The organism is Cytobacillus sp. MT66 (genome assembly GCF_058792595.1).
Genome location: NZ_JBXAFB010000003.1, coordinates 399,523 through 424,130, shown reverse-complemented (window position 1 = coordinate 424,130; position 24,608 = coordinate 399,523). Strand labels below are relative to the sequence as shown.

General features: G+C 38.5%; 25 protein-coding genes. 17 read left to right on the top strand and 8 right to left on the bottom strand.

Annotated features, from left to right (window positions below; all coding sequences use genetic code 11):
- Nucleotides 1-28 precede the first annotated feature (28 nt).
- A complete protein-coding gene (locus tag AC1Q59_RS08040) occupies nucleotides 29-469 on the bottom strand; it encodes a DUF1885 family protein (protein WP_492365272.1) in 441 nt (146 codons plus the stop codon).
- Nucleotides 470-623: 154 nt separating this feature from the next.
- Here AC1Q59_RS08040 and AC1Q59_RS08035 point away from each other — a divergent pair, with 154 nt between their 5' ends.
- Both AC1Q59_RS08035 and AC1Q59_RS08030 read left to right on the top strand, forming a co-directional pair.
- Complete coding sequence (locus AC1Q59_RS08035; protein ID WP_492365271.1) at nucleotides 624-923, top strand: DUF3055 domain-containing protein; 300 nt, start codon at nucleotides 624-626, stop codon at nucleotides 921-923.
- Nucleotides 924-1,134: 211 nt separating this feature from the next.
- Nucleotides 1,135-1,257: a GapA-binding peptide SR1P gene (locus AC1Q59_RS08030; protein ID WP_492365270.1), complete on the top strand. Its 123-nt coding sequence runs from the start codon at nucleotides 1,135-1,137 to the stop codon at nucleotides 1,255-1,257.
- 49 nt (nucleotides 1,258-1,306) lie between these two features.
- Here AC1Q59_RS08030 and AC1Q59_RS08025 read toward each other — a convergent pair whose 3' ends face one another.
- The gene (locus AC1Q59_RS08025) at nucleotides 1,307-2,776 is read right to left on the bottom strand and encodes an aminotransferase class I/II-fold pyridoxal phosphate-dependent enzyme (RefSeq protein ID WP_492365269.1); all 1,470 of its coding nucleotides are present in this window, start codon (nucleotides 2,774-2,776) and stop codon (nucleotides 1,307-1,309) included.
- Nucleotides 2,777-2,982: 206 nt separating this feature from the next.
- On the opposite strand from AC1Q59_RS08025, the gene AC1Q59_RS08020 reads away from it, so the two are divergent.
- Both AC1Q59_RS08020 and AC1Q59_RS08015 read left to right on the top strand, forming a co-directional pair.
- Nucleotides 2,983-3,942, top strand: coding sequence for an NAD(P)H-dependent flavin oxidoreductase (locus AC1Q59_RS08020; RefSeq protein WP_492365268.1), 960 nt, complete (start codon nucleotides 2,983-2,985; stop codon nucleotides 3,940-3,942).
- A 90-nt stretch (nucleotides 3,943-4,032) separates the two neighbouring features.
- Nucleotides 4,033-4,311, top strand: coding sequence for a UPF0223 family protein (locus AC1Q59_RS08015; RefSeq protein ID WP_492365267.1), 279 nt, complete (start codon nucleotides 4,033-4,035; stop codon nucleotides 4,309-4,311).
- 17 nt (nucleotides 4,312-4,328) lie between these two features.
- Here the strand turns inward: AC1Q59_RS08015 and AC1Q59_RS08010 are convergent, their stop codons facing one another.
- Complete coding sequence (locus AC1Q59_RS08010) at nucleotides 4,329-4,970, bottom strand: YktB family protein (protein WP_492365266.1); 642 nt, start codon at nucleotides 4,968-4,970, stop codon at nucleotides 4,329-4,331.
- A gap of 200 nt (nucleotides 4,971-5,170) precedes the next feature.
- On the opposite strand from AC1Q59_RS08010, the gene AC1Q59_RS08005 reads away from it, so the two are divergent.
- Together AC1Q59_RS08005 and AC1Q59_RS08000 are read left to right on the top strand one after the other, a co-directional pair.
- Nucleotides 5,171-5,365: a YkzI domain-containing protein gene (locus tag AC1Q59_RS08005; RefSeq protein WP_492365265.1), complete on the top strand. Its 195-nt coding sequence runs from the start codon at nucleotides 5,171-5,173 to the stop codon at nucleotides 5,363-5,365.
- Between the two features lie 254 nt (nucleotides 5,366-5,619).
- Complete coding sequence (locus AC1Q59_RS08000; protein ID WP_492365264.1) at nucleotides 5,620-6,420, top strand: inositol monophosphatase family protein; 801 nt, start codon at nucleotides 5,620-5,622, stop codon at nucleotides 6,418-6,420.
- Between the two features lie 99 nt (nucleotides 6,421-6,519).
- On the opposite strand, the gene AC1Q59_RS07995 is transcribed toward AC1Q59_RS08000, so the two are convergent.
- Nucleotides 6,520-6,705 carry a YlaF family protein gene (locus AC1Q59_RS07995; RefSeq protein ID WP_492365376.1) on the bottom strand — a complete coding sequence of 62 codons (186 nt, stop codon included), beginning with the start codon at nucleotides 6,703-6,705 and terminating at the stop codon, nucleotides 6,520-6,522.
- A gap of 164 nt (nucleotides 6,706-6,869) precedes the next feature.
- Here AC1Q59_RS07995 and typA point away from each other — a divergent pair, with 164 nt between their 5' ends.
- The 3 genes from typA (at nucleotide 6,870) to AC1Q59_RS07980 (ending at nucleotide 9,427) form a co-directional block, all read left to right on the top strand.
- Nucleotides 6,870-8,708, top strand: coding sequence for a translational GTPase TypA (gene typA / locus AC1Q59_RS07990; RefSeq protein ID WP_492365263.1), 1,839 nt, complete (start codon nucleotides 6,870-6,872; stop codon nucleotides 8,706-8,708).
- Between the two features lie 72 nt (nucleotides 8,709-8,780).
- Nucleotides 8,781-9,098 carry a YlaH-like family protein gene (locus tag AC1Q59_RS07985; protein ID WP_492365375.1) on the top strand — a complete coding sequence of 106 codons (318 nt, stop codon included), beginning with the start codon at nucleotides 8,781-8,783 and terminating at the stop codon, nucleotides 9,096-9,098.
- Between the two features lie 41 nt (nucleotides 9,099-9,139).
- Nucleotides 9,140-9,427 (top strand): hypothetical protein, encoded by a 288-nt coding sequence (locus AC1Q59_RS07980; RefSeq protein WP_492365262.1) that lies wholly within the window; start codon nucleotides 9,140-9,142, stop codon nucleotides 9,425-9,427.
- 108 nt (nucleotides 9,428-9,535) lie between these two features.
- Here the strand turns inward: AC1Q59_RS07980 and AC1Q59_RS07975 are convergent, their stop codons facing one another.
- Both AC1Q59_RS07975 and AC1Q59_RS07970 read right to left on the bottom strand, forming a co-directional pair.
- Nucleotides 9,536-9,736 carry a YlaI family protein gene (locus AC1Q59_RS07975; RefSeq protein WP_492365261.1) on the bottom strand — a complete coding sequence of 67 codons (201 nt, stop codon included), beginning with the start codon at nucleotides 9,734-9,736 and terminating at the stop codon, nucleotides 9,536-9,538.
- Nucleotides 9,737-9,886: 150 nt separating this feature from the next.
- Complete coding sequence (locus AC1Q59_RS07970) at nucleotides 9,887-10,492, bottom strand: YhcN/YlaJ family sporulation lipoprotein (RefSeq protein ID WP_492365260.1); 606 nt, start codon at nucleotides 10,490-10,492, stop codon at nucleotides 9,887-9,889.
- Between the two features lie 188 nt (nucleotides 10,493-10,680).
- Here AC1Q59_RS07970 and AC1Q59_RS07965 point away from each other — a divergent pair, with 188 nt between their 5' ends.
- On the top strand, nucleotides 10,681-12,009 hold the full coding sequence (locus AC1Q59_RS07965; protein ID WP_492365259.1) for a PhoH family protein: 1,329 nt from the start codon (nucleotides 10,681-10,683) through the stop codon (nucleotides 12,007-12,009).
- A gap of 45 nt (nucleotides 12,010-12,054) precedes the next feature.
- Here the strand turns inward: AC1Q59_RS07965 and AC1Q59_RS07960 are convergent, their stop codons facing one another.
- Nucleotides 12,055-12,552, bottom strand: a complete 498-nt coding sequence (locus tag AC1Q59_RS07960; RefSeq protein WP_492365258.1) for a peptidyl-prolyl cis-trans isomerase — start codon at nucleotides 12,550-12,552, stop codon at nucleotides 12,055-12,057.
- 204 nt (nucleotides 12,553-12,756) lie between these two features.
- Between AC1Q59_RS07960 and AC1Q59_RS07955 the strand changes: the two genes are divergently transcribed.
- The 3 genes from AC1Q59_RS07955 (at nucleotide 12,757) to pyc (ending at nucleotide 18,150) form a co-directional block, all read left to right on the top strand.
- Nucleotides 12,757-13,038, top strand: a complete 282-nt coding sequence (locus tag AC1Q59_RS07955; RefSeq protein ID WP_492365257.1) for an Fpa/YlaN family protein — start codon at nucleotides 12,757-12,759, stop codon at nucleotides 13,036-13,038.
- 314 nt (nucleotides 13,039-13,352) lie between these two features.
- Nucleotides 13,353-14,549, top strand: a complete 1,197-nt coding sequence (locus tag AC1Q59_RS07950; RefSeq protein WP_492365256.1) for an FtsW/RodA/SpoVE family cell cycle protein — start codon at nucleotides 13,353-13,355, stop codon at nucleotides 14,547-14,549.
- Nucleotides 14,550-14,709: 160 nt separating this feature from the next.
- Nucleotides 14,710-18,150 carry a pyruvate carboxylase gene (gene pyc / locus AC1Q59_RS07945; RefSeq protein ID WP_492365255.1) on the top strand — a complete coding sequence of 1,147 codons (3,441 nt, stop codon included), beginning with the start codon at nucleotides 14,710-14,712 and terminating at the stop codon, nucleotides 18,148-18,150.
- A 119-nt stretch (nucleotides 18,151-18,269) separates the two neighbouring features.
- On the opposite strand, the gene AC1Q59_RS07940 is transcribed toward pyc, so the two are convergent.
- A complete protein-coding gene (locus AC1Q59_RS07940) occupies nucleotides 18,270-19,247 on the bottom strand; it encodes a COX15/CtaA family protein (RefSeq protein WP_492365254.1) in 978 nt (325 codons plus the stop codon).
- 590 nt (nucleotides 19,248-19,837) lie between these two features.
- Here AC1Q59_RS07940 and cyoE point away from each other — a divergent pair.
- The 4 genes from cyoE (at nucleotide 19,838) to AC1Q59_RS07920 (ending at nucleotide 24,604) form a co-directional block, all read left to right on the top strand.
- On the top strand, nucleotides 19,838-20,776 hold the full coding sequence (cyoE, locus tag AC1Q59_RS07935) for a heme o synthase (protein WP_492365253.1): 939 nt from the start codon (nucleotides 19,838-19,840) through the stop codon (nucleotides 20,774-20,776).
- 222 nt (nucleotides 20,777-20,998) lie between these two features.
- Nucleotides 20,999-22,075 (top strand): cytochrome c oxidase subunit II, encoded by a 1,077-nt coding sequence (coxB, locus tag AC1Q59_RS07930; RefSeq protein ID WP_492365252.1) that lies wholly within the window; start codon nucleotides 20,999-21,001, stop codon nucleotides 22,073-22,075.
- A gap of 25 nt (nucleotides 22,076-22,100) precedes the next feature.
- Complete coding sequence (ctaD, locus tag AC1Q59_RS07925) at nucleotides 22,101-23,975, top strand: cytochrome c oxidase subunit I (RefSeq protein ID WP_492365251.1); 1,875 nt, start codon at nucleotides 22,101-22,103, stop codon at nucleotides 23,973-23,975.
- Nucleotides 23,975-24,604, top strand: coding sequence for a cytochrome (ubi)quinol oxidase subunit III (locus tag AC1Q59_RS07920; protein ID WP_492365250.1), 630 nt, complete (start codon nucleotides 23,975-23,977; stop codon nucleotides 24,602-24,604). Before ctaD ends, AC1Q59_RS07920 begins: the two co-directional genes overlap by 1 nt.
- Nucleotides 24,605-24,608 lie beyond the last annotated feature (4 nt).

Sequence of the window (24,608 nt, the reverse complement as noted above, 5' to 3'; positions counted from 1 at the left end):
AACAGCCTGCAAAGCTGTTCTCCTTAGTTTACTGTAATTTTCTTGGATAAAAATACATTATTCTTCCATTAAAAAGATGCAGCTCACCTTGTAGTTTTTTCGCTATGAATCTGCAGTATTCATTAGCCTTTCCTTTATCCCCAAATGTTGCGGTTTCTGGCAGAGTTATTTGTATGTATGTTTGTTTTCTTTCGGTTCCATCATCATCCTGAACAGTCTCTTCGTCTACACCGATTAAAATTAAATGATAGCGGTCATTAGTTGATTCTAAATAGAACCATTTACCCTTTCCTTCAGGCTTTTCTTTTATTTCGTATGGAAAAGCAGCCTCGTCAAATTCCCAATCAAGCTGTTGTCCAGTTTTGCCAGTGATATCTTTGAAATAAGAAAACAACTCTTTAACTTCTTCTGTTGAAATCGTTTCTTGTGCTGATGAAGGCACGAGCTTAATATAGGCATTTGCCAACATCCATCCCCCCAAACTTTTGTTTGTCATCCTTATTCTAGCATTGAGTAAAAGTGAGTGACAACATAAATGAGGGAATAAAAAAAATCTTGAAAAATATCTAGAAATGAATTATAATAAAATTCTAAATATTTTTAAAATCAAAAGGAGGAGTTCAATGAACCTATTTGAAAAATTGTATGATGAACAGGAAAATGCTAAGGTCCGATTTGTAGGTTTTACCACCGAACATACCCGCTATGATTTCGGAATTGTTTTTACTAATTTATTTTTTGGAAAGCCTCTAGTTGTTTGTATGCAAACTGGCCGCTCAACACTCCTCGATCCTAAAGACCTCGAAGATACAGATTATTTACAAAAAGCGTTTAAGATGGATAATCGGCAGCAGGCGGAAGATTTATGCGAATTCTTTTTAACAACCCTTCCTGGATCTACCTATCTAACCCAATACGAATAATTCGAAGGTTTTTATAGAACAGGCTGCAACTAGCCTGTTTTATCAAAATTTATATAGCACAACATTTCAATATTACATACATAAAACCCCGTTATTTTTTTAATAATGTTATACAATTTCCTCTTGAAAAAGTAATTGTGTTATATTATTATGTAATTAAAGTTATTAAACCGCTTTCATAATAATTTAAAAAAACAAAGGGGAATGTAAAATGGGTACAATCGTTTGCCAAGACTGCAATTCAACTATTGATTATTTTGAAGATGAAAAAGTTACTGTTTTGTACTCAAAGTGCAAAACTCATTGCTGTGATGGAGAACATAACGAAGAATAAGTATAACACATATAAATAAAGGATAAAGCCTTCCGCATAGCGGAAGGCTTTATTTTATAGCTCTAAATTCCTTAATCACGCGAAGATATTTGAAATCATAATCTTCAGGACCCTGAACAGGAAGCCCTGCTTCCATGTTGGTTTTTATATAAAGCAGGTTTTCTTTTGTAATAATTTCGCCCGGAATAAAAATCGGAATTCCAGGAGGGTAGACCATAATAAACTCTGCAATAATTCTACCTTCTGATTCATCAAATGGGACCAGCTCTGTTTCTGCGTAAAAGGCATCACGCGGTGAAAGGGCTAAAAGCGGAATCTCAGGCAGCATGACCTGTGCCTTTCGTTTCTCCGTTTTTCCATGTCTTTCTGCCGACAGCTCAGTTAATGCTTTGACAAGCATATCACCTTCATATTCTGTATCTCCTGGCGTAATGATACAAAGGATATTGTACAGGTCGGACATTTCGACTTCGATATTATATTTTTCCCTTAGCCACACTTCTACATCTGACCCGCTTATTCCTAGATCTTTTACGGAAATGATCAATTTTGTTGGATCATACCCATGTGCCGCATCTGATTCCAATATTTCTTCACCAACACAGTATAAATGTTCGATTTCATTAATGCGTTTTCTAATAGACTGTGCGAGGATAATAGATTTTTCAACTAAGGACTTACCCTCTGTTGCCAGACGCCTCCTTGCAACATCCAATGATGCCAGCAGCAAGTATGAAGTGGAGGTGGTGGTCAGCATGCTCAATATGGTTTGCACTCTTTTTGGTGAAACAAGGTTTCCCTTCATATTTAAGATCGAGCTTTGTGTCATCGATCCGCCAAGCTTATGAACACTTGTTGCTGCTAAATCTGCGCCAGCCTGCATGGCAGAAAGGGGAAGTTCATCATGAAAATGTATATGAACACCATGTGCTTCGTCCACGAGAACAGGAACGTTATAGGAATGAGCAACCTCTACAATCGCCTTTAAATCAGCAGAAATGCCGAAATAGGTTGGATTAATCACAAGCACACCTTTTGCATCTGGATGCGCCTTGAGGGCTTTAGCTACTGATTCTGTTGTCATTCCATGAGAAATACCAAGGTTTGTATCGATTTCCGGATGGATAAAAATAGGTGTTGCACCGGAAAAAATTATAGCTGACATGACAGACTTATGAACGTTTCTCGGAACGATAATTTTGTCCCCAGGGCCGCAGACAGCCATCACCATTGTCATAATTGCTCCGCTTGTTCCCTGAACGGAAAAAAATGTTCTATCTGCTCCAAAGGCTTCAGCGGCAAGGTCCTGTGCCTGTTTAATGATCCCTTTAGGCTGGTGAAGGTCATCTAGTGGAGCAATATTAATTAAATCAATAGATAAAGCATTTTCACCAATAAACTCCCTGAATTCTGGATCAGCCCCGACTCCCTTTTTATGCCCGGGGATATGAAACTGGATCGGATTCTTTTTGGCATGTGCCAATAAACCGCTAAATAACGGTGTTTCATATTGTGACAATGTAATTCTCACACCTCTTCAATTTAAATTATTGCAAAAACATTTGAATTATAGCATTATTCGATTCCCTTGCATAGTAGGCAAAGGGTGCGGTTTTGCTGCTTGGTCATTAATGCTGATTATTTTAGTTTTAGATGTTAACAGGAATTTATAACAAATAAATCGAAGTAATTATGAAGTAGTATAATATGAGGGAGGAAAGTATAATGAAATGGGATACAAGAGTAACTGAGATTTTAAATATTAAATATCCAATTATCCAGGGAGGTTTAGCTCATTTGGCTTATTCTGATCTGGCAGCTGCTGTTTCAAATGCCGGCGGATTAGGACAGGTGACGGCTATGTCACTTCCGAGCCCTGATGATTTAAGAAAAGAGATTCACAGGGTTAGAGAGCTTACAGATAAGCCGTTTGGCGTAAACTTCTCCATTGGACAGCAGCGCAGGCCATATAAAGAATACCTTGATGTTGCTATTGAAGAGGAAGTTCCTGTTATCACTATGACAGGAGGAAATCCAACACCGCTATTTGAACAATTAAAAGGCACAAATATTAAAAAACTGGTGCTTGTTGCATCGAAAAGACAGGCTGTTAAAGCCCAGGAGCTTGGAGCTGACGCAGTAATGGTCGTTGGCCAGGAAGGCGGGGGCCACTTGGGGAGAGATGATGTAGGTACTTTTGTCTTGATCCCTCAAGTTGTAGATGCTGTTTCCATTCCAGTTATTGCCTCAGGAGGCATTGGTGATGGCAGGGGCTTAATGGCCGCACTAAGCCTAGGTGCCCAAGGCATTGAAATGGGAACAAGATTTATTGCCGTAAAAGAATGTGTGCATGCTTCTGAACTTTATAAAAGGAAGCTTATGGAAGGGAGCGAAACGGATACGGTTGTTATTAAAAAATCAATCGGTGCTCCAGCTAGGGCAATAGCGAATGCATGGACAGATAAAATTTTGGAAATTGAAAAGCAAAATGGCGGTTATGAAAGTCTGAGGGATTACATAAGCGGAAACACCAATAAAAAGTATATTCATGATGGCAAGGAAGAGGAAGGATTTGGCTGGGCAGGTCAAGTCATGGGTTTGATTAAAGATGTTCCATCCGTTGAGGAACTATTTACCCGAATGATTGGCGAAGCTGAAAGCATTCGAAACAAATGGGCAAAATAAACCGTAAGCGCCCTGTTTTAGCGCCTCTAGGGCGCTGAAGCTGGATAATTCTCATAAGTTAGAAATGACAACTAGGAGTGAAAAGGCTCAGTGGAATATCAATATCCAATTGATCAGGATTGGTCTACGAAGGAAATCGTTGATGTGATTCATTATTTTCAGCAGCTTGAAGCAGCCTATGAAAAAGGGATCAATCGTGAAAAATTTTTTGATGCTTATAAAAGATTTAAGGAAATAGTGCCAGGTAAGGCTCAGGAACGCAATATTTGTAATGAATTTGAAGAAATAAGCGGCTATTCATCTTATCATACCGTTAAGACCGCTAAAGAAATTCCGTCAGGCGGAAAAATAAAAATGCAGAAAAAATAAAACCTCCATAGGAGGTTTTATTTTTCTGCACTTTCATATACAGCTAATTTGTATAGGGGCATGACAGTTTTAAATACAGATTCCGCCATATTGAGAAATTCATCAGGCGACATTTGGATAGCTTTTTCTTTTGCTATATTCAATCCGCATAGGATTTCAGCTTTTTTGACATTTTGCAGGCGAATGAACATCTCTTTTAACTCGTCCTTCGATAAATCTCCATGCAACGTTGCTTTTGGTTTCATATGATCAGCAGACCAGACAAAATGGTCTGGAATGGCTTCATAGATCGCATCTGCCTTCGACTCGAGTACATGCCCGAAATTACTCTTATTCTGAGCCTCATATATGATAGCAAACCAGATAAACACATGTGATTCCCATAAGCCTATCTGGAAGTGAGGCATCATTTTATATCCTCTTGAATTACTTGCAAAAGCTACCCATGTATCGTTTGGAGGATTTTTCGTCCGCCTTGCATGCTTTGCCACATGTGCAAACATTTCCTCTCCTGTTTCAACGGAGAGCATTGGGGCAAAATGATTGCCTAAAGCTTCGAGTTTCGGTCTTATATTGGCAATTAGGGACTCCATCCGTTCTTCCAATCCGTCTATATGAAAAACAGCAAAATCTGTCTTTGTAAAACCTGTAAATGACATTGACAAACCTCCAGCATCTTTTACATATATTTTACCACACTCCAAAAAATTCGATAATTCTCATGCTTTTTCGTGACGAATAAATGAAAATGGGTATTAGCACAAATTTGTTGCAACTAAACAAGATCCCTCATAATATACTATTAATAATAGTCAGTAAATTCGAAAATAGACTATTTGAAAAGGGGTGTGGCTTTTTCATGAAACAACTTGTGAATTCTGGTGCTGGTAAAAAGGGAGACAAGGAAAGAACGGCTGTTTTGCGTTTGGAAATGGATTATGAACTTGCAACATTATTCGAAGCGATCAAAAATGAAAATGAAGATGTGAAAAAGAAAAGCAAGCAAAATTTGGAAAGAATTAGACAGGAGCTTCTTAAGTTAAAAGCGCTTTAATTTGACATTATTAGGATGATCAACGTTAAAGGAGAAAAATAAAGAAAAATGCCAATGAAAATTAGACTTAGCCAATAGTAAACGGACTCCCATTTAAATCTTTGAGGGGTTCGTTTATTATTTTTTTCAGAGGGAAAGGCTAACACTTGAAGCCAAATCCATTTTCAGCATATGATAATAATCAGTATATGGAAACTTATCCCACAAACATTTAGTGTTTATAGTTTATACCTAATGGATTAGCGGAGGACAATATGACAAATTGGAATGAAATAAATGAACATGCTATTGAATGGATTAAGGATGCTGGAGAAAGAATCAAACAATCTTTCAGCAAAAAATTGACCATTGAAACAAAATCAAATGCTAATGACTTGGTAACAAATATTGATAAGAATACGGAACAATTTTTTATTGGGAAAATAAAGGAGGTATACCCTGATCATAAGATCCTTGGAGAAGAGGGGTTCGGGGATGAAGTCAATAATCTTAGCGGAATTGTCTGGATTATTGACCCAATAGATGGGACCATGAATTTTATTCACCAGCAGCGGAATTTCGCGATCTCCATCGGTATTTATGAGGAAGGGGTTGGCCAAATTGGGCTGATCTATGATGTGGTTCATGACGAATTATACCGCGCAATGAAAGATCATGGTGTTTATATGAATGATTTAAAATTGCCTCCTCTTGATAATGTAAACGTCTCGGAAGCCATAATTGGCATTAATGCTACTTGGGTAACAGAGAATAAAAGAATTGATCCTGCCCTTTTAGCTCCGCTTGTCAAACATGCACGCGGAACAAGATCATATGGGTCTGCAGCGATCGAAATGGCCTATATTGCATCTGGCCGGCTAGATGCCTATATTACGCTGCGTTTGGCACCATGGGACTTTGCAGCAGGAAAAATCTTAATCGAGGAGCTTGGCGGTGTGGCAACCAATTTAAAGGGAGAACCATTAAATCTTTTAGAAAAAAATTCAGTATTTGTTTCAAAACCGGGTCTCCATCAGGAGATCATGGAATCCTATTTAAAAAATGGCAGATGGTAATTTTTACAAAAAAGGGACCAGAACCCTCGGCTGCCGTATTTCCTCCCATTTAAAAAGCGCCTGGCCATAGATAAGCCAAGGCGCTTTTTCGCTTTATAATTATAAAATTCCATTTTCGCGCATTTTCTTTTTTGTCTTAAAACCATATCCCATAACAAATACTAAAGCTATAATACAGGCGAATATGCCAACTACACTTTGTTCAGCAATGGCTATGCCAATTCCCATCATGCATAGGGTTGCAGCGATGGCAGAAGCTAATAATGGCCATTTTATTTGTTTCAACATAAAAACCTCCTTTAATCAGGGTTTATGATTCTAGTGTACAGACGCTTTTTTAATTTTACCATAAAAAATTTTTAGGTTTCCACTTCCATTATGTTATAATATTTCAGTTACAGAATGAAGAGAAAAATTTAGGCTTTTTAATAAAGGTAGGAGGAACTTCCTTGAAATTAAGAGAAGATATTCGTAATATTGCAATCATTGCCCACGTTGACCATGGAAAAACAACACTAGTCGATCAGCTTCTAAAACAGGCTGGTACATTCCGTTCAAACGAACATGTCGAAGAGCGTGCAATGGATTCCAATGATATTGAAAGAGAGCGCGGTATTACAATTTTGGCAAAAAATACTGCTGTTCAATATAAAGATAAAAGAATCAATATTTTAGATACACCAGGACACGCAGACTTCGGCGGTGAAGTTGAGCGGATTATGAAAATGGTTGATGGTGTTCTTCTTATTGTAGATGCTTATGAAGGCTGTATGCCTCAGACACGATTTGTACTTAAAAAGGCATTAGAACAGAAATTAACCCCAATCGTCGTTGTAAACAAAATTGACCGTGACTTTGCCCGTCCGGAAGAGGTTGTAGACGAAGTATTAGATTTGTTTATTGAGCTTGGAGCAAATGAAGACCAGCTTGAGTTCCCAGTCATTTATGCTTCAGGAATTAATGGTACTGCAAGCACAGACCCTTCAAAACAGGATGAAAATATGGAATGTCTATATGAAGCTATTCTTGATCACATTCCTGCACCAGTTGATAATCGCGAAGAACCGCTGCAATTCCAGGTTGCCCTGCTTGATTATAATGACTATGTCGGCCGAATTGGAATTGGCCGCGTATTTCGCGGAACTATCCATGTAGGACAGCAAGTTGCACTAATGAAGCTAGATGGCACTGTTAAGCAATTTCGCGTAACTAAAATCTTTGGATTCTTCGGCCTTAAGCGCGAGGAAGTTCAGGAAGCTTACGCTGGGGACCTTATTGCCTTATCTGGAATGGAAGATATCAATGTTGGGGAAACCGTTTGTCCGTTCGAACATCAGGATGCATTGCCAATCCTTCATATTGATGAGCCAACATTACAAATGACTTTCCTAGTGAACAATAGTCCTTTTGCCGGAAGAGAAGGCAAATATTTAACATCTAGAAAAATTGAAGAAAGACTCCGTGCACAGCTTCAGACAGATGTAAGCTTAAGGGTTGATAATACGGATTCTCCGGATGCTTGGATTGTTTCAGGACGTGGAGAGCTTCACTTATCTATATTAATTGAAAACATGCGCAGGGAAGGCTATGAGCTTCAAGTTTCAAAACCAGAGGTTATCGTTAAAGAAATTGACGGTGTTCGCTGTGAACCAGTGGAGAGGGTTCAAATTGATGTACCTGAGGAACATACAGGATCCATTATGGAATCTCTTGGTGCCCGTAAAGGTGAACTCCTTGATATGGTTAATAACGGAAATGGTCAGGTTCGCTTGACTTTCAATGTGCCTGCACGCGGATTAATCGGATATACAACAGAATTCCTTACATTAACAAGAGGTTATGGTATCATTAACCATACATTTGACAGCTACAAGCCAATGGTACAGGGACAAGTCGGCGGCAGACGCCAAGGCGTACTTGTTTCAATGGAGAGCGGAAAAGCTTCAACATATGGTATTATGCAAGTAGAGGATCGCGGAGTTATTTTTGTTGATGCTGGAACTGAAATTTATGAGGGTATGATTGTAGGCGAGCATAATCGCGAAAATGATATTACTGTTAATATCACAAAAACAAAACATGCGACAAATGTCCGTTCAGCGACAAAAGATCAAACAGCAACAATGAAAAAGCCGCGGATTATGACGCTTGAAGAGTCATTAGAATATTTGAACGATGATGAGTATTGTGAGGTTACACCGCAATCTGTCCGTCTCCGCAAAAAGATTCTTGACAAGAGCGAGCGTGAAAGAATGGCTAAAAAGAAAAAAGTTGCTGAAATGAGCTAAATCATGGTGTTCAGAGGAAGGGGATCTGCCTGACTCTGAACACTCTCCAGAAAGGAGGGGAGTGGAAAAGTGGTGGATATAAATGAACGTCTGTCTTTTTTCGCTGCTTTGTTCAGGGTACAGGAAAATTCAGATCTTGGCATGTGGATGCTATATTTGACGATTGTTGTCCTGTGCATCATTGTTTTTAAACTTGGTTTCGCTAAAAAACTTCCCATTCTTAAATCATTAGTCGTTTATTTGTTTTTGATTTTTGGCTGTACAATCCTGACATTTTTTGCTGTTTTCCTTCCAATTACAGAAGGATTGGTTGTTGCAGCACTCATCCTGATCATTTATAAGGTTCGCCGTCTGAACTATTCAAAAAAACAAGAAGGCAAACAAGTTTAGTTTTGTAACTTCGAGAGATGTTTTCTAATGGGGAGGAAATAATGAAGACTTTGCAGGATGCTTTATATAACTGGTTATCAATTAAAATTGTAATCGATGATAGACCTGATGACACAGCTGCTGTTGAAACAGAACAGATGTTTATGGATATTTTAATTGGTGATCATCAAATATCTAATATAGAAGTAGATAAAGATGAAATCATGTATTATGTCTATTATGATCAAAATGGGGAAAGAAAAAAGTCGCGGTTTCCAAGAGAACTAATTGAAGTTATGCTCGATCAGATTAAAGCTGAACCTGAAAAATATATAAATTACCCTGAATAAAAAGGAAGCCTTACGTGGGGTGCTGAGTTGTCAGCATCCCCCTTATAAGGCTTCCTTTTTTAATTTCCATTACACAATTATGAATGAACAGGGGCAGATGTATACTTTTTACCATTCATCCTCTTTTAATTTAGTCCGGTAAAGCTTAAAGTTGCCAGTTTCTATTCTTTTTATCGTTTTAGATGTTATTCTTTCTTCGCATGGTTTGCACATATACGTATGAATTGGACGGTTTCTTAGTCTTTTTGCCTGCAGACAGTCATTTTCAATTGATTCAATTTTATCGCAAAGTACACATTTAACTCTCATATTATTTACACCACCAGAATTTATAGCTTTTTATGATTCCTGTTTATCTTTTTTTATAAGAAATTTTTTATACCATTTATTTTTTATTATATCAGTAAACATGGACATTAAAAAATGCTTAGTCCAATAGACTAAGCATTTTTTTTTTTACTATTCAATTTTATTCTTTTGCTGGTTGGATTGATTATTTTGCTTTTGATCAAGCGTGTTTTGTTCTTTTTGGTTTAATTTATTATTAGGTTTCTCAGTTGTATCCTTTGGGGTTGGATTGATAATGTCTGCAGGGATTTCTGGTATCAGTCTGCCAGTGATATCCGCAAGCTCATTCAAAATGCCTTGAATAGGCTGGTTATTATTAATATCCTCGGATATTTCTGCAATGCGTGCTTTTACATCTGGATCTGCAATGACAATGGCATAGGCTCCATAAGGGTCTTTTTTTAGGCTCTCTGCAACGGAGTATTTAATTGCCCCAACCTCAGATCTTTCCAAATTTTTATTTACATCAATGCCAACAATCGCGTACTTGCCCAAAACAACGGCTGTTGCATCATTCACATTTGGGATGCTTGAAGCAAGTTCTACAAGGTGTCTGGAAATCTTTTGCCCGGTTGTACGGTCAACTTCCTGAATTGTGCTGTTTTTTACATTGACTAAATGATTATTCTGGTTTTCGCCTCCCTGATTGCTGTTGTTATTAACTCCGCAGCTGGTCAGAAAAGCTATTGAGATGATAAACATAATCCATTTGTTCAATGCTGCCGCCTCCTTAAGCTAAATGAGTAGCTATCCTATCTTTTATGTATTTTCATAAATGGGTTTTTTATAGGTTCTTTATGGATTATTGTGCAAAAGTTCGTCTATCTTTATTCAAAAAAACATATATTTAAGCAAAGTCTATTCGTTCCACTGTATAGAGATCATAGAGAGCAGGAGGCATCGGATTGAGTAAAATTTATGTGTTAGATACAAACGTCTTGTTGCAGGACCCAAATTCGATTTTCTCTTTCGAAGAAAACGAGGTGGTTATTCCAGCCGTAGTACTTGAAGAAGTGGATTCAAAGAAGAGGTATATGGATGAGATTGGCCGGAATGCAAGACAAGTATCAAGGCTGATTGACGGCCTAAGACAAACAGGAAAATTACATGAAAAGATTCCGCTTGAAAATGGCGGAAGCTTAAGAATTGAGCTTAATCACCGATCATTTCAGCAGCTGCAGGATATTTTTATTGAAAAAACGAACGATAATCGTATCTTAGCAGTAGCCAAAAATCTTTCCCTGGAAGAAACAGAGAAAGAAGATGGAAGAACGGTCATCCTAGTCAGCAAGGATGCATTAGTAAGAGTAAAAGCGGATGCCATTGGATTAATAAGTGAAGACTTCCTAAGTGATAGGGTCATTGAAAATGACCATCTCTACACTGGATTTTTAGAGGTATATGTTCCCAGAGAAAGACTGGACCAATTTTATGAAAAAGGAGAACTTCCTGTTCGATCAGTAACCTCGTTGCCGGTCTATCCTAATCAATTTATATTAATGAAGGATTTACTGGGTTCATCATCATCGGCATTAGGTGTGATTGACAAAACAAGATCCATTATTAAAAAATTGATATTTGATCATGAACATATCTGGGGAATCAAACCTAGGAATGTACAGCAGACCATTGCAATGGAGCTGTTATTAAGAAGGGACTTGCCCTTAGTCACATTAACCGGTAAAGCCGGAACAGGGAAAACACTTATTGCATTGGCATCTGGGTTAATGCAAACAGAGGACAAGGGGGATTATAAAAAACTGCTGGTTGCTCGCCCGATAGTTCCTGTGGGAAAGGATTTAGGCTTTCTGCCAGGGGAAAAAGAGGAAAAGTTAAGACCATGGATGCAGCCGATATTTGATAATTTAGAGTACTTGTTTAATGTCAAAAAGCCTGGAGAATTGGACGCCATCCTTGCCGGTATGGGTTCAATCGAGGTTGAAGCACTCACATATATAAGAGGAAGAAGTATACCAGATCAGTATATTATTATTGATGAAGCTCAGAATTTAACTAAACACGAAGTGAAAACGATTTTAACCCGAGTAGGGGAAAGGAGTAAGATTGTTTTAATGGGAGATCCGGAACAAATAGATCATCCGTATTTGGATGCCTATAATAATGGGTTAACCTATGTGGTGGAAAGATTTAAGGATCAAACGGTCTCAGGACATATAAAACTAATCAAAGGCGAAAGATCAGGACTTGCTCAATTAGCAGCTGATTTACTCTAAAAACAAAAAAAGGGCGATAGTTTATCGCCCTTTTTTTCGTTTCGTTTATTCCAAAATAAATTGTTTAACTCTTTTAATTGGATTCTCTTTATTGCTTCCGTCGCCATAGTAAATGTAAACTGGACCGTCTTCAAATAAAGGCTTGCCTTTTATAGAAAATCCTAGAATCAGTTCCTCTGCTTTTTCAAGGGGCATGCGGAATTCGCCATCTTCACTGACAATCACAAAAGTCTTGGCATCTTCCTCTGGTTCAGCATTATTAAGAAAAGGCTTAAGCGAGATGCCAAAAGACCCTGTCAAAACTTTAACCTTTTCGAATTTCTTTTCAGTCTTTAAGGTTGGGGGAAACACAGCACCTTCCATAATCTCTCTATCCCAATGCTTTGAAACTGCTTTTGTGTATGCCTCTGTTTCATCCACCTTTACATGATCCTTTTCAAAATAGGTATCTAAATCAATCCGGCGGTCATCGAAGATCCAGACACCGGGATCAAGAGTAATTTTAAATTTTACTTTACCGGAAACAGGAATAATTGTATTCATTTATTATCCTCCTAACAAAGCCAATTACTAAGTACTATTCCAGTATACAGATTTCTGAAGAAAATGTCATATTATGTTTGCGGCAATCGCTTTTGCCATAATAAAAATACTGCTGCCCTAAGGTCCTTATACCCTTGCAATTTTCTCTTTAAGAGTATAAAATTTATAGATAGGATAATCGCTCGGAAATGGAGGGATTGAAAGTTGGCTTCAGAAATGATTGTTGATCATAAAGAAAGAGCAAATGCCCTGTTAAAGGCGGATGCTGAAAAAATATTGAAACTGATTAAGGTGCAGATGGACAATCTCACAATGCCTCAATGTCCTCTTTATGAAGAGGTACTGGATACCCAGATGTTTGGTTTGTCTCGTGAAATAGACTTTGCTGTTCGGCTTAACCTAATAGATGAAAAAGACGGAAAGGCCATAATGGATGAATTGGAAAGAGAGCTTTCCATTCTGCATGAGGCTTCTGTAAGAAAATAAGCTAATGAAAAACTCAAACATTCTAATCAGATTGTTTGAGTTTTTTTAGCTAAAAGACACTGAGTTGGTTGGAACGGAAAACGCATCGCCCGGAACGCTAATTTTAGAAATGCCTAGCCGAAGAAATTACTTTTATCCAGCATGAAAAAAGACATATGAAATAGGTTATATTTTTTATATATAGTATGACATAATTATAGATTTATTATTAATAGTATGATACATTAATAATAATCTTTCTTTTCTTCCATGTAGGATATTTTAACGCTTTAGTCGAAAAACAAATACAGCAGAAGATAAGGGAAGAGGGCCTGATGTTTAAAAAAATTTTAAAATCATATGATTACACTTTAGTGCTAGCAGTTCTCCTATTGTCTATCTTTGGACTGATCATGGTGTACAGTGCCAGTATGGTAACCGCTGTGCAAATCAACCAAGTAGAAAGTGATTTTTTCTATAACAAACAGAAGCTGCACCTAATTATGGCGGCCATTGCCTTTGCATTCATGGCGCTATTTCCTTATAAAGCCATGTTGAGCAATAAGATTCTTGTGCCAATGGTTATTTTTTCTCTTGCCGGGCTTTTTGCGCTGTTTATCTTTGGACATGTTGCCGGCAATGCTCAGAGCTGGTTTAAGCTTGGAAGCAGAAGTCTGCAGCCCTCTGAATTTGTTAAACTCACAGTTATCATCTATCTATCTGCTGTTTACGCGAAAAAACAGTCGTACATAAATGAGTTTAATAGAGGGGTTGTTCCGCCTCTTGCTTATTTAGCTCTTGCCTGCATTTTTATTGCCATTCAGCCGGACTATGGTACAGCTGCAATCATTTTTGCCATTGCCTCAACTATTATCTTTGCTTCAGGAATGAGCTATAAGCATATTTTAAGGCTTGGATTAATTGGCGGAGCATTGGCACTTCCTGTAATTCTTCTCTTAAGAAAGGAAATATTTTCTCCGATAAGAATGGGAAGATTTGAAGCCTTTCAGGATCCTTTTGGGTCAGAATTTGGCTATCAGCTTGTCAATTCCTACCTTGCATTGGGTTCAGGGGGAATCACTGGTCTTGGTTTGGGAAAAAGTGTGCAGAAGCTTGGGTATCTGCCTGAAGCCCATACCGATTTCATTATGGCAGTAATTGCTGAGGAGCTTGGCTTGTTTGGGGTTTGTTTTGTGCTTCTTTTACTTGGCTACATTGTTCTGAGGGGCATTTATATTGGTTTAAAATGCAAAGACCCTTTTGGAAGTCTTTTGGCTATTGGCATTTCAAGCATGATTGGTATACAAACCTTTATTAATCTTGGCGGTATATCCGGTGTGATCCCGCTTACGGGCGTTCCGCTTCCATTTATCAGCTATGGAGGGTCTTCGCTGCTTCAGCTGGCCCTTTCAATGGGAATCCTTGTTAATGTTTCCATGTTTGTTAATTACGAACAGAAATATAAGGGGAAGAAGGAAGAAGGCCTCGAGAATGTACAAAAACAATCAGGAAATATTAATTTTCGGCAATAAATGCAGAGAAAATTCTTTGTATTTGTTATAATCTTTTAAAGCCAGTATTTTCAGTATTTGAATGGCCTTAATAAAATATCTATTTGCGGACCTTAAAAAGGCCGCAGCATATCATCAATTTGCAGAAAAATCATAAAAGTGAAAAGATGGGGTGTTACACTTGAGCCGTAGAATCAACAAGGTATTAGTAGCAAACAGAGGCGAAATTGCTATTCGGGTATTCCGGGCATGTACGGAATTGAATATTCGTACTGTTGCGATTTACTCGAAAGAAGATTTAGGTTCTTACCACAGATATAAGGCAGACGAAGCATATCTGGTTGGAGAAGGAAAAAAGCCGATTGATGCCTATTTAGACATTGAAGGTATTATAGAAATTGCCAAAAATAGTGAAGTGGATGCCATCCATCCAGGTTATGGCTTCCTTTCAGAAAATATTCATTTTGCCAGACGCTGTGAAGAAGAAGGGATCATTTTTATAGGTCCAGAATCCAGGCATCTTGATATGTTTGGTGATAAGGTGAAAGCCAGAACGCAGGCACAGCTTGCTGAAATCCCTGTTATTCCTGGAAGTGACGGTCCTGTTAAAGGATTAGAGGATGTCGTTTCCTTTGGTAAAAACGTTGGTTTCCCGATTATTATTAAAGCATCGCTTGGCGGCGGCGGCCGCGGCATGAGAATTGTCAATAGCCTTGAAGAGATAAAAGAGGCATATGAAAGAGCTAAATCAGAAGCAAAAGCTGCTTTTGGCAGTGATGAAGTATATGTTGAAAAATTCATCGAAAAACCAAAGCATATTGAGGTCCAAATTATTGGGGACAAGCACGGAAATATTGTACACCTGTATGAGCGTGACTGTTCCGTGCAAAGAAGACACCAAAAGGTTGTTGAAGTGGCGCCAGGTGTTTCACTATCTAAACAGCTCCGGCAGGATATTTGTGAAGCCGCAGTCAGATTGATGAAAAATGTTGATTATTTGAATGCAGGTACGGTTGAATTCCTAGTATCCGGGGATAAATTCTATTTCATTGAAGTTAACCCAAGGGTTCAGGTTGAACATACAATTACTGAAATGGTCACAGGTGTAGATATTGTTCAAACACAAATTCTTGTAGCAGAGGGACATGCCCTTCACAGTGATGTAATAGGTGTTCCTCCTCAGGATCAAATTCGTGTATACGGATTTGCTATCCAATCACGTGTAACAACAGAAGATCCGCTTAATAATTTTATGCCTGACACAGGGAAAATAATGGCATACCGTTCAGGCGGCGGCTTTGGCGTCCGTCTTGATGCCGGAAACGGGTTCCAGGGAGCGGTTATTACGCCATATTATGATTCATTGCTTGTTAAATTATCAACCCATGCAATGACATTCGAGCAGGCTGCAGCTAAAATGGTGCGGAATCTTCAGGAGTTCCGGATTCGCGGGATTAAAACAAATATTCCATTCCTTGAAAATGTAGTAAGGCATGAAAAGTTCATTAAAGGTGAATATGATACGTCATTTATCGACCAGACACCAGAATTATTTGTTTTCCCAGTACCTAAAGATCGCGGAACCAAAATGCTTAACTATATTGGAAATGTAACGGTTAATGGATTCCCTGGTATTGAAAAGAAAAAGAGACCAGTGTTCGATAAGCCTAGAATTCCAAAAAACAAGCTAACTAGTGAATATAAGGATGGAACAAAGCAAATTTTGGATAAAAACGGCCCTGAAGGTTTAATCAAATGGATTAAAGAGCAAAATGAAGTTCTTTTAACGGATACGACTTTCCGTGATGCTCACCAGTCATTGCTGGCTACCAGAATCAGAACACATGATATCAAGCAGATTGCTGAACCTACTGCCAAGTTATTGCCGGAAATGTTCTCATTTGAAATGTGGGGAGGCGCAACTTTTGATGTTGCATACCGCTTCTTGAAAGAGGATCCATGGCAAAGACTGCTGACATTAAGAGAAAAAATGCCCAACGTTCTTTTCCAAATGCTTTTAAGAGCATCAAATGCCGTTGGCTACAAGAACTATCCAGATAATGTCATTCGTGAGTTTGTAGATAAATCTGCACATGCTGGAATCGATGTATTTAGAATCTTCGATAGCCTGAACTGGGTAAAGGGAATGGAAGTGGCCATTGACGCAGTAAGAAATACTGGAAAAATTGCTGAAGCTGCTATTTGTTATACTGGGGATATATCCAATCCGCTGAAAACAAAATATGATATCAACTACTATAAGAATCTGGCGAAAGAACTAGAAAATCAGGGTGCACACATTTTAGGCATAAAGGATATGGCTGGGCTGCTTAAGCCGCAATCTGCTTATCGTCTAATTTCGGAGCTTAAGGAATCTGTTAATATTCCGATTCATCTTCATACACATGATACGAGCGGAAACGGTATCTTCACCTATGCAAAAGCTATTGAAGCTGGTGTTGATATTGTCGATGTAGCCTTAAGCTCTATGGCTGGTTTAACATCACAGCCAAGTGCGAATTCCCTTTACTATGCCTTAGAAGGCACAGAGCGTAAGCCGAATTTGAATATCGATGCTTTGGAACAGTTAAGTCATTATTGGGAAGATGTCCGTAAATATTATGCAGACTTTGAAAGCGGCATGATTGCTCCTCATTCAGAAATTTATCAGCATGAAATGCCTGGCGGCCAGTACAGCAATCTGCAGCAGCAGGCAAAGGGAGTCGGCCTTGGTGACAAATGGGATGAAGTGAAGGAAATGTATTCCCGTGTCAATCAAATGTTTGGAGATATTGTTAAAGTAACTCCATCATCTAAAGTCGTTGGTGATATGGCTCTTTATATGGTTCAAAACCAGCTTACCGAAGAGGATGTATTGGCAAAAGGCGATTCGCTTGATTTCCCAGACTCTGTCGTAGAATTATTTGAAGGGTATCTGGGACAGCCTTATGGAGGTTTCCCTAAGGAGCTTCAAAAGGTCATTCTGAAAGATAGACAGCCGATTACTGTAAGACCTGGGGAATTACTGCAGGATGTTAATTTTGAGGAAATAGGCAAGAAGCTTTCCGCTGAACTTGGCATTAAAGCAACCAGCTTTGATAAATTAGCCTATGCCCTCTATCCAAAAGTTTTTATCGATTACAGAAAAACAGTTGACCAATTTGGTGATGTTTCTGTACTTGATACACCGACGTTTCTATTTGGCATGAGACTTGGGGAAGAAATTGAAATAGAAATTGAAACAGGAAAGACACTAATTGTGAAGCTTGTTTCGATTGGTCAGCCTCATCCTGATGGAACAAGAATCGTCTATTTCGAGCTCAATGGACAGCAGCGTGAAATTATCATCAAGGATGAAAGCATTAAATCAAAAGTAGTATCACGTGTGAAGGCAGATCCGCATAATGAATCGCATATTGGCGCATCAATGCCTGGAACCGTTATTAAGGTACTAGTTGAAAAAGGGGAAAAGGTTGAAAAAGGGGATCATTTAATGATTACCGAAGCCATGAAGATGGAAACAACGGTTCAGGCTCCTTTCTCTGGAATTGTAAAAGATATCTATGCTGTTAATGGAGAGGCGATCCAAACAGGAGATCTGCTAATTGAAATCAGCAAATAAATAGGCTATATTAAAGCTTAATGTTGATTTTAACCGCTTAGTTGATTGGAGCGGAAATCAACGGCTAAATTTAACAAAGTAAATAAATAAAAAAGCTGCAGCATTTGCTGCAGCTTTTTTTATTGAACGGTGACCGGCGGTGTTGAAACTGACTTTTTTTCAGTACTTTCCTGTTTTTGTGCCAGTAAAGCACGCTCGTTGACCCTGCTTCTGGTTACCATTAATATAAAGTAGCTAAGAACCCCAAACAAGCAAGAAATAAAAAATGCATGGGCAAGAGCAATGTAGATGTTAAGCCTTGAAACGACTACAAGTGCACCTGCAGTGACCTGCAGGCATACAAGGATCAAAGAAATAATCCATCCCCAGTAGATCACCTTTTGTTCTTTATAATGCTTAATCGCAAGAACAGTAATGTAGGCAATCCAGATAAAAATCAGGCCGGCAGCAGCTCTATGTCCCATCTGCACCCATTCATACATATTCTCTGGCAAAACAAATACTCCATTAGTGCACATTGGCCAGTCCCGGCAAACAAGGCTAGCATTTGCATGACGAACAAGTGCGCCTGTATAGACGACAATGTAGCTGTAGATGGAAACCCCAATGATGTGTTTTTTCATTCGCTTATCTAAAATGATATTTTCAGTATCAAATTTCTTGTCCACCTCAAAAATCAGTAAAGTAAGGAGAAGGACGGTTGCGAATGAAATTAGGGATATTCCAAAATGCAAGGCAAGCACAAAATCAGATTGCCCCCACATAACAGCGGCAGCTCCAATTAAACCCTGCAGTAAAAGAAATAAAAAAGAGGTAACAGCAAGGAATTTAGTTTCACGGATATGCCCAATTGCGCGCCATGTCCAAATAGAAAGAATTAGAACCATAAAACCAACAGCACCGGACACGACCCGGTGGGCAAGCTCAATAATAAGCTCAGGGGTAATATCGGATGGAAGCAATTCACCATTGCAAAGCGGCCAAGATCTTCCACAGCCCATTCCAGAGTCCGTTTTTGTTACGAGTGCTCCTCCCAGCAAAACGAACAGCATGCCGATTGTAGTTAATACGGCTAACCATTTTAACGATCGCTGCAAGATATTTCACCTTCTTTAGTAGTGTTCAAATTTTTTATGTAATGCTCAGTTGATTTTGTGACGAAAAGACTCAAGTACCATCATAGCGAAAAAACTCGGAAATGAACAGATATAAAATTTAGCAGCAGCTTTTCATCCTGCTATAAAAAGACATTTTACATAGAATGTATCATTTTTACTCTTTTAATAGTAAAAAAGGGTTTGGCAGTTTCCTCATAAAATGCTATAAATAGAAATGATATATGAATGATCATTTTGGAATAAGACAAAGAATTTTTCCGAGTTTATTTGGTCTTAAACATATTATTGCAGAAAAACAAGTGATATTTAACAAAAAATAAATTTTGACACAAATTATTCATATTTTATTCTAAAATTGGTCACAAAAAAACATAAAAGTGTGATTTAATATACAGAGGGAAGGTTGATTTTCTACATACGCAGTTAATATTATTTTTACAATAACAATAGTAGAAAACCATTGTACCCTTCGTTTTTTATTACAAATATGGTAATGTGAACCAGAATGATTTATATTAATGGTAATATCATGGCATATATTTGTAATAAGAGATAAAGGAGGATAAGAGATGTCTGACTCGAGGGCTTTTGTCGACCCTGCAATAGATAACAGTGAACAAAGCCTGCAAAATCATGTGACTAGAACATCGGTTTGGAAAGAATTTCTGGCGTTAATTAAGATAGGAATAGTTAATTCCAATTTAATAACAACTTTTACAGGGCTTTGGCTTGCATTGCATTTTACTGGCAAAAGCTTTCTAGGGAATCTTGATCTTGTTTTTTATACATTAATTGGATCTTCCTTAATCATCGCAGGTTCCTGTGCGCTCAATAACTACATTGACAGGGACATAGATCCTTTAATGGAAAGAACAAAAAACAGACCTACTGTAACAGGTAAATTTACTCCCGCAAGAGTCGCACTGCTGAGCTTTATATTTATTGCTGGCGGTTCGCTGCTGTTAATGCTTACAAGTGTAACAGCTGTAATCATCGGGATTATTGGCGTGTTCAGCTATATTGTTCTTTATACGATTTGGTCCAAGCGAAAGCTTGTCTCAAATACAATTATTGGAAGTGTTTCCGGAGCTGTTCCTCCTCTGATTGGCTGGTCGGCTATTGACCCCAATTTAGATATAATGGCATGGGGCCTTTTTTTGATCATGTTTGCCTGGCAGCCCCCTCATTTCTATGCTCTCGCAATGAGAAGGGCAGAAGAGTACCGTGCGGCAAATGTGCCGATGCTTCCGGTAGTTAAAGGATTTAAGAGAACGAAATTATCCATCAACCTTTGGATAGCGGCATTGTTTCCTTTGCCATTCCTGCTTCCTGAATTAGGGCTTCCATTTCTGATTCTTGCTTCACTGTTAAATATTGGATGGGTAGGTATGGGAATATATGCAAAAAAATTTAACAATGATATAAAATGGGCTACTTTAATGTTTGTATACTCATTACAATATCTGACTATCATGTTTGTAGCTATGGTAATTATCACACTTATATAAAAAAATGAAGAAATGGGCTAATTTATATTAGAAAAGCTATTCACTTATTACCCGTGCAATATACATACTGGAATCTGCACTAGAGATAACCGGTTTCTTCATGAGCAGTGATTAATTATATATTGTTAGGAAATTCTTTCCTAAGTTTTTATGAAAGAATTTATTCATAATTTTTTCGTTACCATTTACAAGAAATTTACGAAAGAGGGGTTTGATGAAGTAATGAAAAGGTTTGCGAAATGGCGTCTTGCCTCATTGCTGGCATTTGCGGCGCTCATTCTTTCAGCTTGCAGCGGACATCCTTACTTGTCTACACTACAGCCTGCGGGTGAGGTTGCACAGAAGCAATATGATCTTATGGTCTTTACGACTTGGATTATGTTTGGGGTAATGGCAGTTGTAGGAATAATCTTTGTTATTGTTTTGGTGAAGTTTCGCCGCAAAGATGATAAAATCCCTAAGCAAGTTGAGGGAAGTCACACTTTGGAAATTATCTGGACAGTTATTCCGATTCTTCTTGTACTAGTTTTTGCAATTCCAACTGTTATTCAGCTTTTTGATCTAGCTGATGTTAAAGCAATGGATAAAAAGAATGAAGAAGGAAAAACGGATGCACTTGTAGTTAATGTTCGTGCGAATCTTTATTGGTGGGAGTTTGAATATCCAAATGAAGGTATCCTCACGAGCCAGGACCTTGTGGTTCCAACAGACGAAAAGGTATATTTTAATCTAATTGCATCAGATGTTAAGCATTCATTCTGGATTCCAGCTGTTGGAGGAAAGATGGATACAAACACTGAAAATACGAATAGAATGTGGCTTAAATTTGATAGTGAAAAAGCTGATGATGTAAACAATATCTTCTATGGTAAATGTGCTGAGCTTTGCGGACCATCCCACGCCCTAATGGATTTTAAGGTAAAGGCTATTCCGCGTGCTGAATTTGATCAGTGGGTAGGCAATATGCAGGCTGTAAAAGAACCTGTACAGGCAACTGAGCCATTAGCACAGCAAGGTCAAGAAATCTTTAATCAAAGCTGTATCGGATGTCATGCTGTAACACCAGCAAACACTACTCCTGAGGCAGCACGTTTAGCTCCAAACTTAACAACTTTTGGAGAACGTGAGAAAGTTGCAGGTATTCTTGATCATACAGAAGAAAACGTAAAGAAATGGCTAGCTGATCCTGAAACAATTAAGCCTGGAAATAAAATGTCTGGAACATATGGTGAATTAACTCCGGAACAGTTAGATGCTTTAACAGCATATTTAATGGGCTTAAAAGTTCAGGGTGAATAAGATATATTCATAAGGAGGTTAAATTGTGAGTACCATGGCTCAGAAAAAAGGGTTTGGTGCAGTCTTATGGGAATATCTAACAACAGTTGACCATAAGAAAATTGCACACCTTTATTTAATAGCTGGCGGTTTCTTCTTTATCGTGGGTGGTATCGAAGCCCTAATTATCCGTATCCAGCTTCTTAAACCAAATAATGATTTTGTCAGTGCAGGATTATTTAATGAAGTAATTACGATGCACGGTACAACAATGATATTCTTAGCCGCGATGCCGCTGCTATTAGGATTTATGAATGCGGTTATGCCGCTGCAAATCGGAGCGCGTGACGTTGCGTTCCCATTCCTTAACAGTTTAGGTTTTTGGCTGTTCTTTTTCGGCGGAGTATTCCTTAACCTTTCATGGTTTATGGGAGGAGCTCCAAACGCAGGGTGGACTTCTTATGCTTCATTGTCTATTGCACAGGAAGGACACGGAATTGATTTCTATGCGCTAGGCCTTCAGATATCCGGTTTTGGTACGCTAATGGGGGGGATAAACTTCCTTGTTACGATCATTAACATGCGTGCTCCTGGTATGACCTATATGCGTATGCCATTGTTCAGCTGGACAACATTTGTAGCGTCTGCGATGATCTTATTCGCATTCCCTCCGTTAACTGTGGCACTTTTCTTAATGACTTTTGACCGTATGTTCGGTGCAAACTTCTTTGATGCAGCAATGGGTGGAAACACAATTATTTGGGAACACTTCTTCTGGATCTTCGGACACCCGGAAGTTTATATTTTAATCTTGCCGGCATTCGGTATTTTCTCAGAAATCTTTGCTATTTTCTCAAGAAAGCGTCTATTTGGATACTCATCCATGGTATTTGCTACTGTACTTATCGCATTTTTAGGATTCATGGTATGGGCTCACCATATGTTTACAACGGGTCTTGGTCCAGTTGCGAACGCTATTTTCTCAGTTTCAACCATGGCAATTGCCGTACCAACTGGTATAAAAATATTTAACTGGCTATTTACGATGTGGGGCGGAAGTATTAAGTTAACAACTCCAATGCTTTGGGCGATTGCCTTCATTCCATCATTTATTATGGGTGGGGTTACAGGAGTTATGCTTGGATCTGCTTCCCAGGACTTCCAGTATCATGATACTTATTTCGTAATTGCACACTTCCACTATGTTATCGTCGGCGGTGTTGTATTTGCACTATTTGCTGGTGCACATCTATGGTGGCCAAAAATGTTTGGCCAAATGCTAAATGAGACTCTTGGTAAAATTACTTTTGTTCTGTTCTTTGTTGGTTTCCATATGACATTCTTCATTCAGCATTTTCTAGGCTTATGGGGAATGCCGCGCCGTATTTTTACATTCTTGCCTGGTCAAGGATTAGAAACTGGTAACTTCATCAGTTCAATTGGTGCTTTCTTAATGGGTGCAGGAACAATTGTTTTCTTACTTAACGTTGTTATTACAGCTGTTAAGAATGAAAAAGTTGGAAATGACCCATGGGGCGACGGACGTACAATCGAGTGGGGTATTCCATCACCGCCGCCATTCTATAACTTTAAACAGCTTCCGCTTGTTCGCGGTATTGACACTTACTGGATTGAAAAAATGGAAGGAAGAAAAGAATTGGTTCCGGCTGAACCGCTTGGAGATATCCACATGCCAAACAATTCCTTTATTCCATTCATGATTTCTTTAGGTCTTTTCATCGCAGCATTTGGTGCGATGCATCATGGAGACCAAGGCAATACTTGGGGTTTACCTGTACTGATTGCAGGTCTTGTTATCACATTTGGTTCAATGCTAACACGATCACTTAAAGATGATCATGGATACCATATTCATAAAGAAGAATTGATTGATGATGAAGACAAGGGGGTTAGGGCATAATGCACGCTGAAGAAAAAATGACATTAGAAAAATGGCCTGCTTCGCCTGAAAGACAAACCCTTGAGGCTAAAAATAAATTTGTTGGGTTCTGGCTATTCTTAGGGGGAGAGACAGTTCTTTTCGCCTCTCTCTTTGCAACTTATATTGCACTTAAGGACTCTGTTCCAAAGAGCGATATGGCATTAGCGAAGGATTTATTTGAAATTCCTCTTGCTTTTGCAATGACTATGATCCTTTTAACAAGTTCATTAACAAGTGTGTATGCAATGTACCATATGAAGAACTTTGAATTTAAGAAAATGCAGCTTTGGCTTGGAATTACAGTAATTCTAGGTTTAGCCTTCTTAGGTTTAGAGATTTATGAATTCAACCATTATGTACATGAATTTGAGCATACATTTACAAGCAGTGCATTTGGTTCAGCTTTCTATACATTAGTAGGATTCCATGGAGGGCACGTTGCTTTCGGATTAGGCTGGATTATTGCACTAATTATCCGCAACAGCAAACGCGGATTAAACCTTTACAACGCACCAAAATATTATACTGCAAGTCTTTACTGGCACTTTATTGACGTTGTATGGGTATTTATCTTTACGGTTGTATATTTAGTGGGAATGGTGGGATAAACTG